Raw genomic sequence first — 14,061 nt, forward strand, 5'->3', positions numbered from 1 at the left:
CCGGCGCAGGGAAAAGCCATGATAGCGGGGCCGGGTTCGCGCCGGCCCCAATAACCGGGGGGCGGGTACGGATTTGTCCCTTGGGCGTCCCCCGGCCTGTCAGCCGATTTTCAGGCCGCGCCGGCGCGCGGCCGGCCAGGCATGCGCCAGGTCCAGTTCAGGCTGACGCCCGCCGCCGCCACGAAGATCATGGCCACGCCGGCGATCTGCGTGGCGTCCATGCGGTGCCCGTAGGCCACGAAGTCCAGCAGGATGGCCACGGCAGGATAGATGAAGCTCAATGCGGCGGTGGACGTGGTCGGCAGCTTCTGGATGGCCGAGTACATGAGGATGTACATCAGGCAGGTATGGATCAGCCCCAGCGCAACCAGATAGCCCCATTGCAGCGGCGCGGCGGGCAGGGCGTTGAAGTCCGCCATGGGCAGCAGCATCACGGCGCCCAGCGTGACCTGCACCAGCGCCAACACCTGCGGCGGAATGTGCTTGAGCCGCTTGACGATGATGGCGGTGACGCCATACAGCGCCGCCGCGCCCAGCCCCAGCATCAGTCCCGACAAATAGGCGCGGCTGTCCGCGCCGCCGGCTTCGGACAGGCGCAACACCAGCATCAGGCCGGCAAAGGCCAGCACCGACCAGGCCAGCTTGCCGCGCGTGGGCCGTTCGCCCAGGAACAGCACGCCCAGGCCGATCAGGAAGAAGGGCTGCACGTTGTAGACCGCGGTGGCCAGCGAAATGGACGCCAGCCGGTAGGCGGAAAACAGCAGCACCCAGTTCAGCACCAGCGCGGCGCCGGCCGCCAGGGCCAGTGCCAGCGTGCGGACGGTGAACAGGCCGGGCTTGAGCAGGCCGCGCGCCCAGCAATACAGGAACAGCGACAGGGCGCCGAACACGCAGCGGAAGAAAACCACGTTCCAGGCGCTCTGGCCCGACTCCAGCACGAACACCCCAAGGGTGCCGGACAAGGTCATCGCGGCGGCCATCTGGGCCAGGCCCACGCGTTCTGATGAGGGGTTCATGAGGGTTCTCCAGGGGCCTCGCGGCCACGATATTCGATGGAGAAATTATCCCAGGCGGATCAAGCTGGTTATATGATCATGATGTGGTGAATCGATTCCGAAACCTTTGTTTAGGTGGAATTTATGCAAAACGACCTAAAAAGTGAAAACCCGGTCCTGGATGGTATCGATCGTCGTCTGGTGGAGACGCTGACGGCCAACGCGCGCACCACCACGGCCGACCTGGCGCGCCAGGTCGGGATGTCCGCGCCCAGTGTGGCGGACCGCCTGCGCAGGCTTGAAGAATCGGGGGTGATCCGTGCCTACACCTTGGACGTGGACCCGGTGGCGCTGGGCTACACGCTGGAGGCCATCGTCCGCATCCGTCCCTTGCCCGGGCAGTTGCGCCACGTGGAAGGCCTGATCCAGCAGATTCCGGAATTCGTCGAGTGCGACAAAGTCACGGGCGACGACTGCTTCATCGCCCGGGTGGTGCTGCGCTCGATCTCGCACCTGGACGGCATCCTGGAGCGCGTGACCGAGTTCGCGGAAACCAACACCGCCATCGTCAAGGCGCACACGGTGCGCCGCCGGCTGCCGCCGTTGCGATGAAACCCGCTCAGACTGGCGCGGACAGCGCCTTTTCGATGTCGTCCCGGATGCCGGCCGGCGTGTCGGTGGGCGCGTAGCGCTTGATGACTTGGCCGTCGCGGCCCACCAGGAATTTGGTGAAGTTCCACTTGATGCCCTCGGTGCCGAAGACGCCGGGCTTTTCGCCCTTGAGCCAGCGGTACAGCGGATGGGCGCCGTCGCCGTTGACGTCGATCTTGGCGTAGAGCGGGAAGGTGATGTCGTACTGCGTGCTGCAGAAATTGCGGATCTCGGCTTCGTCGCCGGGTTCCTGGTGGCCGAACTGGTCGCAGGGAAAGCCCAGCACGGCGAAGCCGTCGTCGTGGAACGAGCGGTAGAGCTCTTCTAGGCCGGTGTATTGCGGCGTGAAGCCGCACTTGGAGGCCACGTTCACCACCAGCAGCACGCGGCCGCGGTAGGTGTCCAAGGACTGTTCCGTGCCGTCGATGGCGCGGGCGGAGAAATCGTAGAGGGTGCTCATGCGTGCTCCTTGGATCAGGCGTCCGAACGCGAGGGCGTCAGCGCGTCGGCTTGTTGTCCAGCGAGTGTAGCCCCGGCGCCGCGGCCGTAGTAGCGCGTGCCCCACAAGGTCAGCAGCAGGACGGCGGCGGTGATGCCGGCCGACATCCAGGGCAGGTCCGTCAGCGGCAGGCCATGGCCCAGCGCCACGCTGCCCAGCCAGGCGCCGCCCGCATTGCCGAGGTTGAACGCGCCCTGGTTCAGGGTCGAGGCCAGATTGGGCGCGTCGGCTGCCTGGTCCACGATCAGCATCTGCAACAACGGCACCACGGCAAAGCCCAGCACGCCCCAGATGAAGGTCACGGCCAGCATGGGCGCCAAGGCGTGGATGGCCTGGCTCAGCGCCAGGAACACCAGCAGCAGGCCGAGGAAGATGCGGCGCAGCGACACTTCCAGGTTGCGGTCGCCCAGCTTGCCGCCCAAGGTGCTGCCCACTGTCAGCGCCACGCCGAAGAGCAGCAATACGCCGGTCACGCCGCGCTCGGACACGCCGGTCACTTCGCGCAAGAGCGGCGCGATGTAGGTCAGCACACAGAACAGCGCGGCGGACGCCAGCACGCTGGCGGCCAGCGGCCAGACCACGCGCACGTCGCGCAGCACCTTGAATTCGCGCAGGATGTTGCCGGGCTGCATGGGGATGCGCGCCGGCAGCCAGGCGGCCAGCGCCGCCACGGCCGCCAGGCCGATGCCGCTGACCACCCAGAAGGTCGAGCGCCATCCGGCCACCTGGCCCAGCGCCGTGCCCAGAGGCACGCCCAGCACATTGGCCAGCGTCAGTCCGGTGAACATCAGCGCGATGGCGCTGGCGCGCTGGTTGCGCGGCACCAGGTCCGCGGCCACCACGGCGCCCAGGCCGAAGAAAGCGCCATGGCAGAACGCGGTGAACACGCGCGCGGCCATCAGCAGCCCATAGTTTGGCGCCAGCGCGCACAGCAGATTGCCGACCACGAAGGTGCTGGCCAGCCCGATCAGCGTGGCCTTGCGCGGCAGCCTGGCGGTGACGATGGCCATGATGGGCGCGCCGATCACCACGCCCATCGCGTAACCGGTGATCAGCAGGCCGGCGACGTCGATGCTGACCTGCAAGTCCGCGGCGACGTTGGGCAGCAGGCCCATGATGACGAACTCGCTGGTGCCGATGCCGAAAGCGGCAGCGGCCAGCGCGATGAGGTGCAGGGGCATGGGAGCGGGGGCCGGCGCTTGAGGGAAGGTCCGGCGGCAAAGAAAAGGCAAGGGCGGAATTCTAGGACAGCGTCGCGTGGACGCTTGCGGAAGGCCCTATTGCAAATAAGGGTATACCCGGATTTTTGAGGCGAAGTCAGCGCACGTCGAACGTTGTCCGCCACACCGGCAAGGGCTTGCGCCGCGCGGGGCCATTGCCGGAATTCGCGCGCGCTCGTCCTATCATGACGGCATCGGATAGAAATGCGCGCGCGTGCAGGAGGAATTGGCAATGGAAGGAATGATCGAACGCCTGGAAGCGATGCTGGCCAAGGGCACGGACAACATGCTGCTGCGCTTTTCCTTGGGCAAGGCCTATGCGGAACAGGATTGTTTCGCCGACGCCGAGCCCCATCTGCGCGCGGCGCTGGCGTTCGATCCCGCCTATTCGGTGGCCTGGAAATGGCTGGGCAAGGCCTGCCTGGGGCAGGGCGACAAGAGCGGCGCGCGCGCCGCCTGGGAGTCGGGCCTGCAGGCCGCGCAGGCGCGCGGCGATCAACAGGTGGTGAAGGAATTGCAGGTGTTCATCAAGCGTCTGGACAAGGAAGCCGCGGCCGGCGGCTGAAGCGCGCGGCGCGGCAAGCCCTGCGCGGGGCCATTCCCGCAACAGACCTAGCTGGCCTGACGCGCGGGCAGTGGTTGGGCGCGCGCGAGCCGAAATACCTCGATGGCATGGCGCAAGTCTTCGGTCCCGGCTGGCTGCGCGCCGCGCTCCGGCGCCGCGCCAGGCGCGTCCGCAATGCCGCTGTGCACATCGCGGGCCAGGCCGACCAGGTTCCTGCGCGTGGCCTCCAGCGAAAACCGCAGCGCGCCGGTTTCATCATCGGGATTGCCGGGCGCCAGCGGCGTGCCCAGATTGCCGGCGGCGATCTGCCGCGTGAAGTCGGTGGCGGTGGCCAACAAGCCGGAAAGCGTGCGGGCGTAGGCCCAGCCCGATGCGAAGATCAGGCTGGCGCCGCCGGCCAGCACGGCGGCCGCCAGGGCCAGTTGCTCGGCGTCCAGGTTGGCCGCCAAGCCATGCAGCGCGAAGCCGCCTGCGGCCAGGAACAACGCGGACGACAGCCCGGCCCAAGCCAGCATGCGAGTGCGTATGCCGGCCACCGGCCAGTGGCGCAGGCGCGCCAGCAGGCCTCCCGGAAGAATCCGTCCGGCGTTCAGCCGCAAGCCGCCGGTAATGCCGGTGCGCAGGCGCCGGTAGGCGTTGTCGGCGGTCTCGATCTGGGCGCGCGTCGGCTTGACGCGCACGCAGGCATAGCAGACGGTCACACCCCGTTCCACCACGGGAGTGATGCTGGCCAGCGACCAATAGTGGCCGCCATGCTTGCGCCGGTTCTTGATCACGCCGGTCCAGGACTTGCCGCGTTGTATGGTGCGCCACAGGTCGTCGTAGGCGGCCAGCGGCATGTCGGGATGGCGCATGGTGTCATGGCCTTTGCCCATCAGGTCCGCTTGCGTGTAGCCGCTGACCTCCAGGAACGCGGGGTTGGCATAGATGATGCGGCCGCGCGCGTCGGTGCGCGTGATGAGGCACTGCTCGTCGTGCAGCGTGTATTCCTGGTCGTGGACCTGCGGATGGTCGCGCATGCTGTGTCGTCCTGCGATCGGCGTTGGCGGGGAGTCGCAGACCGATCATCCGGGACGCGGCAGGAATCGGCGTTGACCTAGGTCAAGCGGCGCCCAAGCCGTTCCCGCGTGCCGCCGCGGCCGGTCGCCCCTCAGGCGGGTGGCAGGCCGCCAAACGCCTCCAGCGCGCGCAGCCGGCTCTGGGCCAGATCGACGATGGCCAGCGGATAGCCGGCCTGCGCGCGCTCCATCGGGCTGGGATCGTGGATGGCGCGGCTGTCCAGATGCGCCAATTCCGGCAGCCATTCGCGCAGGAACACGCCGTCGGGGTCGAATTTGCGCGACTGCGACAGCGGATTGAAGATGCGGAAGTAGGGTACTGCGTCCGCGCCCGTGGACGCGCTCCATTGCCAGCCGCCGTTGTTGGCGGCGAGGTCGCCGTCCACCAGCTGCGCCATGAACCAGGCTTCGCCCAGCCGCCAATCGATCAGCAGGTTCTTGGACAGGAACATGGCCGTCACCATGCGCAGACGGTTGTGCATCCAGCCCAGCGCCAGCAGTTGGCGCATCGCCGCGTCGACGATGGGAATGCCGGTCTGGCCTTGCTGCCAGGCGCGCAGGTCATCCGGCGCGTCGCGCCAGGGCACGGCGGCGGTCTCCGGCTTCATGGGCTGGTGCATCGACAGGCTGGGGTGGGCGGCCAGCAGATGCTGGTAGAACTCGCGCCACAGCAGCTCGTTGATCCAGGTGGCCGCGCCGCGCTTGCCGCCGTCCACCTCGCCGTGATTGGCCGCCAGCGCCGCGCGCAGGGCCTGCCCCGGCGACAGCACGCCCGCCGCCAGATAGGGCGACAGGCAGCTGGTGGCGGGCAGCGAGGGAAAGTCGCGTTGCTCCTGGTAGGCATCGATGACGCCATCGGCAAAGGCTTCGAGCCGTTCGCTGGCGGCGTCCTCGCCAGCGGGCCATAGTGCGCGCACGGGGTCGGCGGGCGCCTCGAAACCCTCGAAAGCCGCGGGCAGCGGGTCCGCCGGCCACGGCGGCGGCGTCTGGGCGCGCGGCGCGGGCAGCGCCCGCAGAGGCGCCGTGCGCAGGCGTTCGCGGCAGGCCCGCGCGTATGGCGTATAGACGCGGTAGCACTCGCCCTTGCCGGTCAGCACGGTGCCGGGCCGCAGCAGCGAGGCGCCGTGATGCAGCGTCCAGTCCACGCCCAGGGCCTGCAGACGGGCGGCGACCGCGGCATCGCGGCGGCGTTCATTGACGGCCCATTCGGCGTTGGCGTGGACCTGGCCGATGGCGTGGGTGCGGCAGAAATCGGCCAGCGCGTCCGGCGCATTGCTCCAGTCAGGCACGGTCAACAGTCGCAGCGGAATACCCAGGCGGCCGAGTTCCCGCGATAGTTCGCGCAGATTGCGCAGCCAGAAATCGACCTTGGTCGGCGCATCGCCGTGCAGCCGCCATTGGCCGGGCGCGGCCAGAAACAGGGCGGTGACCGTGCCGGCTTCGGCAGCCGCAGCCAGGGCGGGATTGTCGTGCGCGCGCAGGTCGGTGCGCAGCCAGAGCAGCGTGTTCATGGGCGGTCCAAGGCAGGAGGCGGCGAGGCTGGCATTCTATATTGCGTCCGCTGCGCGGGCGCACGGACGGCGCGGGCTTGGAAGACGATGTAAAAACTACGAGTAGATGTGTCCTTGCCTGCACAGGCCCGCGCAGCGGGCCTCGCAGGGGAATTCGCGCGGCGCGGCCCAATCGCGGCGCTTTGCGGTCAAACCATGAAACACGCTGGCGCGCTGGGCATATTGACGCGGCCTGGGCCCCGCCATGTAATTCAAGTAAACGACTAGAGCAAGATGAACGCTATGGGAAATCTGATGGACCTACGCCCGTCTTTTCTGAGGGGCCGCACACCCGCAGGCAATGCGTCCCGCGACGTTTTGCAAAAGCTCTGGCGCTCGGTGGATCTGCCCGATGAATCGCTGGACCACGTGGTGTTGACTGGCGCCGACCCGGTACTTCCCTCGTCTTTCGCCGTTGGCACGGCGGCGCAGACCAGCATGGCTGCGGCCGCGCTGGCCGCGGCCGAAATCTGGAATTTGCGCGGCGGCGCCAGGCAGCAAGTCGGCGTCGACATGCTGCATGCGGCGCAGGAGTGCCGCAGCCACTACACCATCAACGGCGTTACCCCCAATCCCTGGGACCCCATCACCGGCCTGTACCGCTGCGGCGACGGCGGCTGGGTCCGCATACACGCCAATTTCGCCCATCACCGCGATGGCGCCCTAGCGCTTTTGGGCTGTCCTGTCGGTGAAGACACCTCCCGCGCAACGGTGGAACGCGCCCTGAGCCGCTGGAAGGCCCTGGACTTCGAACAGGTGGCTGCCGATGCGGGCTTGCCGGTGGCGGCCATGCGCAGCTTCGACGAATGGGACCGCCATCCGCAAGCCACGGCGGTGGCCGCGCAACCCTTGCTGACCATCGAGCGCATCGGCGAGGCCGATCCTCGGCCCTTGCCCAAGTACGGCAATGGCGCCCGGCCGCTCAAGGACATCCGCGTGCTGGACCTGACGCGCATCATTGCCGGGCCGGTCTGCGGCCGGGCGCTGGCGGCGTATGGCGCCGACGTGATGCTGCTGAACTCGCCGCACCTGCCCAACATCGACAACATCATCGACACCAGCCGCGGCAAGCTGTCCGTGCAGGCTGACCTGGACACGGCCGACGGCCGCATCGCGCTGGGCAACCTGTTGCGCAGCGCGCACGTGTTTGTACAGGGCTACCGCCCCGGCGCCATGGCCGCGCTGGGCTTCGGCCCGCAGGACGCGGCGCGCATCCGCCCTGGCATTGTCTACGTGTCGCTGTCGGCCTATGGCGACAAAGGTCCCTGGGCCGGTCGCCGCGGTTTCGATTCCTTGGTGCAGACCGCCACCGGCTTCAATCATGCCGAGGCGCAGGCTGCGGGCCAGGACGAGCCCAAGCCCATGCCCTTGCAGATCCTGGATCACGTCTCGGGCTACCTGATGGCCTTCGGCGCGCAGGTCGCGCTGGCGCGGCAGGCGACCGAAGGCGGCAGTTGGCATGTGCGCGTGTCGCTGGCGCAAACCGCGCATTGGCTGCGCGGCCTGGGCCGGGTCGAGGGCGGCCTGGCCTGTCCGATGCCGGGCTTCGAAGGCTTGCTGGAAACCGAGCCCTCCGGTTTCGGTGAGCTGGTGGCATTGCGCCACGCCGCGCAGTTTTCGGAAACCCCGGCCCGGTGGACGCGTCCATCCAGCCCGCCGGGCACCCATCCCCCGGTCTGGCCGTTCAACTAGGGCCACGGGCGCGCGTCAGCGCGCCATGAGGCGCTTGCCCCGGGGGCGGGCGGCCTCTTCGGACCGTGGATGTTTCTGCGGTTCCGTCCCACTTTGATCCAAGCGCCGCAACACGGCCCGCTGGGCGTTGTCTGTTCGACACGGCCCGCGTTTCCAGCGTTCAGCCACGCCTGAACCGCCTCCATCGCGTTTTCCCCGCCAGTCCTGTCTGGCTTCCGTTGTACGCGGATTGATCTGGTATTCAGGTTTTCTGTTGGCGATTCAATAAATTACATATTGATATCAACAGTCATATAAATAGCATGTCGTCATATTTTGTCATTTTTTAAATAACTATACGAATCCCTCGGGCAAGGCTCGCTGCGAGCGCGCATGTAATTCCGTCCTGGATCTGAACCAGAACGGATTCGCCGATGCCGCCATTCAGTAGCTTGGCGACTTTGTCCGGCCGGCGCACCCGGCCCGCGGGATTCTTTGAGACAAGGTCATGACGATGCTGAAACCAACCAAGTCATTTGCTTGGCGGAGATCGGCTGCAGGCCAAGCCAGAAGGGCGTTTTGCATCGCGCTTTCGGTTTTCCTGCTGTTCCAGGGATGCGCAGCGCCGCTAGCCGGCGAGCTGCGCAAGCCGCTACCCAGTTCCGAACGCAACGCTCCACCCATGACGGCCAGGGCCGAAGCCGCCGGCGAAACGCCGGACCCGGATGCCGCGCAGGCGCGGAGCCGGGCCGCGGGCACGCTGGATCCCGCGCCCGATCTGGAAGGCCGTCCCTTGCCGGCCAATCCCAATCAAATGGCGAGTGCCGACGCCAGATCGCTGGCCAGCGGCAAGGCCACCGGCGTAGCAAAGCGGGCGGCCGAAAGCTGGCTGGGCCAGTTCGGCACCGCCAGGCTGGACCTGCTGGGCAGCTTCCATGGGGGCGCCCTGGACATGCTGTTCCCGCTACACGATGCCGGGACCGGTCTGATTTTTTCGCAGTTCGGCGCGCGCCGGACCAACCTGCTGCAAGAGTCCTATCGGACCACGGTCAACCTTGGCCTGGGATACCGCCATTTCGCCGACGGCTTCATGGTGGGCGGCAACGCCTTCCTGGATCAGGACGTTTCGCGCGGCCATCGGCGGCTGGGCCTGGGCGGTGAATGGTGGGCGGATTATCTCAAGCTCAGCCTGAACGGCTACTTCCGCCTGAGCGACTGGAAGCGTTCGCCCGATGAGCGCGGCTACCAGGAACGCCCGGCCAGCGGTTGGGATATCAGGACCGAAGGCTATTTGCCTTGGTATCCGCAGTTGGGCGGCAAGCTGATGTTCGAGAAGTACTACGGCGATGATGTCGGCCTGTTCGGCGCCAGCAACCGGCAGAAGAATCCCCGTGCCTGGACCCTGGGCGTGTCGTATACGCCGGCGCCGGCCGTCACCTTGGGATTGGACCATCGCATGGGGCAGGGCGGAAAGTCCGACACGAGCTTCAAGCTGGGCGTGAAGTACGCGATAGGCGTGCCCTTGGCCAAGCAGCTGGAGCCGGGCGGCGTCGCGAGCAGCCGCCAATTGGCTGGCATGCACATGGACTTGGTCGAGCGCAATAACGAAATCGTCCTGGAATACAAGAAAAACGCCCCGCTGACGATCCAGCTGCCAGCGGCCACCAGAGGCTATCCGCAGACGGTGCTCAGTTTTCCGGTGACCATCGTGGGGGCCGGGGAGGCACCCACGGTCGAATGGTCCGGTTCGGCGGCGGCTTTTACCATGCCCTATGGCGGCGGCGCGTCAGGGGCGATGACGCTGCCTGCCTACAACATCGGCGGCGTCAACACCTATCGCCTGACGGCAACGGCCATCGATGCGCACGGACGGAAAATCAGTTCGAACGTCATGGAGGTAAGCGTCAATCCGCTCAGCCTCAGCGTCGCGCGCTCGAAAGCCGTGGCTCTGGCCGACGGCATGGACAGCGTCAGGTTTACGGCCCAGGTCCGCGGCGTCCAGGCGGAACCCATGGCCGGGCGCGCCATTGCCTGGACCTTGCACGGGCCCGGCGCCATCAAGGAGTCTTCGGACCGGACCGATGCGGACGGACTGGCGTTCGTCATGGTCAGCAGCCAGGTCGCCGCCATGGTCGAAGTCGAGGCAACGGAAGCTCAAGGCTTCAAGGGCCGCAGCGAGGCCGAATTCCTTGCAGCGACAAGTTCGGCGAACGTCGCGCAGCTCGATGTGACTCCAGTGTCCATCCTTGCAAACGGCCGGGACAAGACCGTGCTTACGGCGACAGTCAAGGATGGCAAGGGCAACGCGGTAGGCGCGGGGGTGGCGGTCAATTGGACGGCCACCGGCGGCCGGCTTTCCAGCGGCAGCAGCAATACCGATGCGAGCGGCGTGGCGGTGGCGGAACTGCTTTCCGCCAACGTTCCGGGCACCTCGGACATCACCGCCAAGGCTGGGGTCGACGATCCGGGGAAGACGAGGTCCGTGGATTTTCTGCTCGACGCATCCGATGCGAAGGTCGTGCTGCTCACGTCCGCCAAGACCACAGCCCTGGCCAACGGTATTGACACCGTGACTCTCACAGCCACCGTTGCCGACGGCCGGGGCAATCCGGTGGGCGCGGGCATCGCCGTCAATTGGGGCGCCAGCCTCGGCACACTGAGCGCCGCCTCCAGCAGCACCGATGCAAATAGCCAGGCCATGATCGTGCTGACAGCGCCCACCGTGGCGGGCGTGGCGGCCATCAGCGCCAGGGGCGCAAGCGGCGATGCGGGCAAGGCTGCTGCGATCGCCTTCGTGGTAGATCCCTCAAGCGCCCGTGTGGTCCTGCTTACGCCCGGCGAGGCCAGTGGCGTGGCCAATGGCACGGATGCCCTGGTTTTCACGGCCACGGTTGAAGATGGCCGTGGCAATCCGGTCGGCGCCGGCATCACCGTCAATTGGACCGCCAATCTGGGCGTCATCGCCTCCGCCAGCGTCACCAACGCCAATAGTCAGGCAACGGTGCTGCTGACCGCGCCCATCGTCCCCGGCATGGCGACCATTACTGCCAAGGCTGCGGATGGCGATGCTGGCAAGACGGCCTCGGCCGTCTTCGCCGCCGACGTGCTGAGGGCGCGCGTGGCCGTCCTGACGCCAAGCAAGACCAGCGGCTTGGCCAATGGCACCGACACCGTCACGCTCACGGCCACAGTCGATGATGGCCGCGGCAGTCCGGTGGGGGCGGGCGTCGCCGTCAATTGGACCACCGATCGGGGCACCATTGCCGCCGCCAGCGTCACCAACGCCAGCAGCCAGGCTACGGTCGTCCTGACGGCGCCGACCATGATTGGTCAGGCGACCGTCACCGCCAAGTGCGCGCCTGTCCGGCAGGGGAGGAGCCTGGGCAGCGATCCTGGCAAGACCGCTGCCATCGCCTTCACCGTCGACACGTCCAGCGCGCACGTCATCGAGCTCAGCCCGAGCAAGACCACCGGCGTGGCCAACGGCAGGGATACCGTGACGTTCACGGCCACGGTTACGGACGCGGGGGGCAATCCGGTGGGCGCGGGCGTCGCGGTCAACTGGGGCGCCACCATGGGTGCCCTCGCGGGCGCGACCAGCGTGACCAACGCCAGCAGCCAGGCCACGATCGTGCTGACCGCGCCGACGGCGGCCGGCGTGGCGTCCATCCTTGCCAAGGCGGCAAGCGGGGATGCCGGCAAGACCGCCTCCGTCACCTTCACGGCCGATGTGTCCACCGCCCGCGTGGTTTCGCTCCTTCCCTTGCGCAGCACCAGCACCACCTTTCCGGCTGGCGTTTGGGTCAATCTGAGAGCGACCGTGCAAGACGCCTATGGCAATCCTGTCGGCGCGGGTGTCACCATCACTTGGAGCAGCGACGCCGCCACTTTCGATCAGGCTACCAGCACGACTTCTCAGGACGGAACGGCTACCAACACCGTAACGCATTTCTCGGCCGGCGCAGTCTTGGTGAAGGCCCAGGCCGTAGCGGGGGATCCGGGCAAGACCCTAGTCATGAACTACGTGGCGGACCCGTCCCGGGATTACGTCAATATCTTGAACGCCAACAAGAATACGGGCGTGGCCGACGGCATCGGCACCACTATCTTCACGGCTGTCGTGCGCAACCAGTTTAACGACCCGGTGGGCGCCGGCATCACCGTGCACTGGACGACGACGGGAGGTACCTTGGCCGCGCCCACGAGCATGACCGATGCCGCCGGCGCAGCCCGCATCGTGCTGACCGCGCCGACCGTGGCGGGCGAGGTGTCGGTGAGTGCCAAGGCGGGAGCCAACGATGAGAACAACAGTTTCGCCGTGGTGACTTTCAAACACAGCCCATCCTCTCCTCGCGTCGGCAGTGCTGCCACCAGCAAGACCCGCATCGTGGCCAATGGCCGCGACTCCGTGATCTTCACGGCGATGGTGCAGGACGGCAATGGCAATCCTTGGGGCGAGGGCCTCGTCGTCAATTGGAGTTCCGACCTCGGCACCCTGGATGGTGCTACCAGCAAAACCAACGCCAACGGCGCAGCCACGGCCGTGCTGACGGCAGGGACCGTCGCCGGCCTGGCCTCGGTGACCGCCACGGCGGGAGCGGGGGATTCGGGCGCGACCGTTAGCGTGACTCTGACGGCCGACCCGCTATCCCCCGGGGTTGCCTCCCTGACCGCCAGCAAGAACTCCGGGCGGGCCAACGGGACTGATACCGTGACCCTCATTGCGACCGTGAAGGATGCCAACGGCAATCTGGAGGATGCGGGCATCATCGTCAACTGGACGACCAACCGCGGCACCCTGGCCGCGGCCACCAGCAGCACCAATGCTCGCGGTATGGCCACGGTTCAACTGCGCGCGCCTACTTCCGCCGGTACTGCGGTGCTGACCGCCAGGACAGTGGCGGCGGATCCGGGCAAGACCGTCCGCGTGAAATTCGCGTCACGCGCCATCACCCCGCCGCAGCCATGACGGCCAAGACAGTCACGTAGGCTCTGGCCAGGCTGGTCCCGGCGTATGCCTTGGCGCCGCGCTGCCTGCCGGCGCCGCCTACTGCCTGGCCTTCCAGTCGCGCAGGGCGCGCATGGTGTTGGCCACGTGGGAATCCGGATTCATGTCGGTGTATTCGTACAGGATCTTGCCTTGCGGCGAGATCACGTAGGAGATGCGTTGCGCGTATTCCGGGCGCTTGTCGTGGACGGCGTCGTAGGCCTTCATGATCTTGCCGTCGCCGTCGGCCGCCACCGCGAATTTGCCGCGGCACTCGCTGACCGAGAACTTGTTCAGCGTATCAATGTTGTCGGTCGACACGCCGATGACGGTGGCGCCCAGGGACTTGTATTCGTCCGTGGCTTCGGCGAAGTTGTGCGCTTCTATCGTGCAGCCCTGGGTGAATGCGGCGGGAAAGAAATACAGGACCACCGGACCTTGCTTGAGCGCCTCGCTCAACGAGAACGTATAGACCTTGCCGCCCAGCGAAGCCTCGGTGCTGAATTCCGGCGCAGGGGCGCCCACGTCCAGCGCGGCCTGGGCCGTAGGGCCGGCCAGCAGGCCGCAGAGCAGTAACCAGGGGGCAATGCGCTTCATCGGAATCTCCAGAGTTTCAGGGGCCGGGCGGCAACAGGCCTACTGTAGCCCTGTGAGCGGCGAGGGTCCAGCGCGCGGCCTGGCGGCCGCGGCCGGGGCTAGTCACGCCCGGGCCCGCCGCGGCCATTGCCGTTTCCATCCCCGCGCGGCTGGTCGCGCTGCTGTTGCTGACGCGCCTGCTGCTGTGCCTGCTGGTCGCGCTGCTGTTGCTGACGCGCCTGCTGCTGTGCCTGCTGGTCGCGCTGCTGTTGCTGACGCGCCTGCTGCT

10 protein-coding genes are annotated in these 14,061 nt (G+C 67.2%); 4 read left to right on the forward strand and 6 right to left on the reverse strand.

Features of this window, described 5'->3' with window-relative positions:
* Window positions 1-110 precede the first annotated feature (110 nt).
* Window positions 111-1,016: a DMT family transporter gene (locus AC3WOB_RS28315; protein WP_013393499.1), complete on the reverse strand. Its 906-nt coding sequence runs from the start codon at window positions 1,014-1,016 to the stop codon at window positions 111-113.
* Between the two features lie 123 nt (window positions 1,017-1,139).
* Between AC3WOB_RS28315 and AC3WOB_RS28320 the strand changes: the two genes are divergently transcribed.
* Complete coding sequence (locus tag AC3WOB_RS28320) at window positions 1,140-1,607, forward strand: Lrp/AsnC family transcriptional regulator (RefSeq protein ID WP_013393500.1); 468 nt, start codon at window positions 1,140-1,142, stop codon at window positions 1,605-1,607.
* 7 nt (window positions 1,608-1,614) lie between these two features.
* On the opposite strand, the gene AC3WOB_RS28325 is transcribed toward AC3WOB_RS28320, so the two are convergent.
* Window positions 1,615-2,106 (reverse strand): glutathione peroxidase, encoded by a 492-nt coding sequence (locus AC3WOB_RS28325; protein WP_013393501.1) that lies wholly within the window; start codon window positions 2,104-2,106, stop codon window positions 1,615-1,617.
* A gap of 14 nt (window positions 2,107-2,120) precedes the next feature.
* Window positions 2,121-3,326, reverse strand: coding sequence for an MFS transporter (locus tag AC3WOB_RS28330; RefSeq protein WP_013393502.1), 1,206 nt, complete (start codon window positions 3,324-3,326; stop codon window positions 2,121-2,123).
* 271 nt (window positions 3,327-3,597) lie between these two features.
* Between AC3WOB_RS28330 and AC3WOB_RS28335 the strand changes: the two genes are divergently transcribed.
* Window positions 3,598-3,930, forward strand: a complete 333-nt coding sequence (locus AC3WOB_RS28335) for a tetratricopeptide repeat protein (RefSeq protein WP_013393503.1) — start codon at window positions 3,598-3,600, stop codon at window positions 3,928-3,930.
* Between the two features lie 47 nt (window positions 3,931-3,977).
* On the opposite strand, the gene AC3WOB_RS28340 is transcribed toward AC3WOB_RS28335, so the two are convergent.
* Window positions 3,978-4,949, reverse strand: coding sequence for a methyl-accepting chemotaxis protein (locus AC3WOB_RS28340; RefSeq protein ID WP_013393504.1), 972 nt, complete (start codon window positions 4,947-4,949; stop codon window positions 3,978-3,980).
* A 131-nt stretch (window positions 4,950-5,080) separates the two neighbouring features.
* The gene (gene phrB / locus AC3WOB_RS28345; RefSeq protein ID WP_013393505.1) at window positions 5,081-6,499 is read right to left on the reverse strand and encodes a deoxyribodipyrimidine photo-lyase; all 1,419 of its coding nucleotides are present in this window, start codon (window positions 6,497-6,499) and stop codon (window positions 5,081-5,083) included.
* 282 nt (window positions 6,500-6,781) lie between these two features.
* Between phrB and AC3WOB_RS28350 the strand changes: the two genes are divergently transcribed.
* A complete protein-coding gene (locus AC3WOB_RS28350; protein WP_041653478.1) occupies window positions 6,782-8,230 on the forward strand; it encodes a CoA transferase in 1,449 nt (482 codons plus the stop codon).
* 661 nt (window positions 8,231-8,891) lie between these two features.
* Window positions 8,892-13,178, forward strand: a complete 4,287-nt coding sequence (locus AC3WOB_RS28355; RefSeq protein WP_013393507.1) for an inverse autotransporter beta-barrel domain-containing protein — start codon at window positions 8,892-8,894, stop codon at window positions 13,176-13,178.
* Between the two features lie 78 nt (window positions 13,179-13,256).
* Here AC3WOB_RS28355 and AC3WOB_RS28360 read toward each other — a convergent pair whose 3' ends face one another.
* Window positions 13,257-13,793, reverse strand: a complete 537-nt coding sequence (locus AC3WOB_RS28360; RefSeq protein ID WP_013393508.1) for a peroxiredoxin — start codon at window positions 13,791-13,793, stop codon at window positions 13,257-13,259.
* Window positions 13,794-14,061: the final 268 nt, after the last annotated feature.

The organism is Achromobacter sp. FW305-C-30-7 (assembly GCF_058783105.1).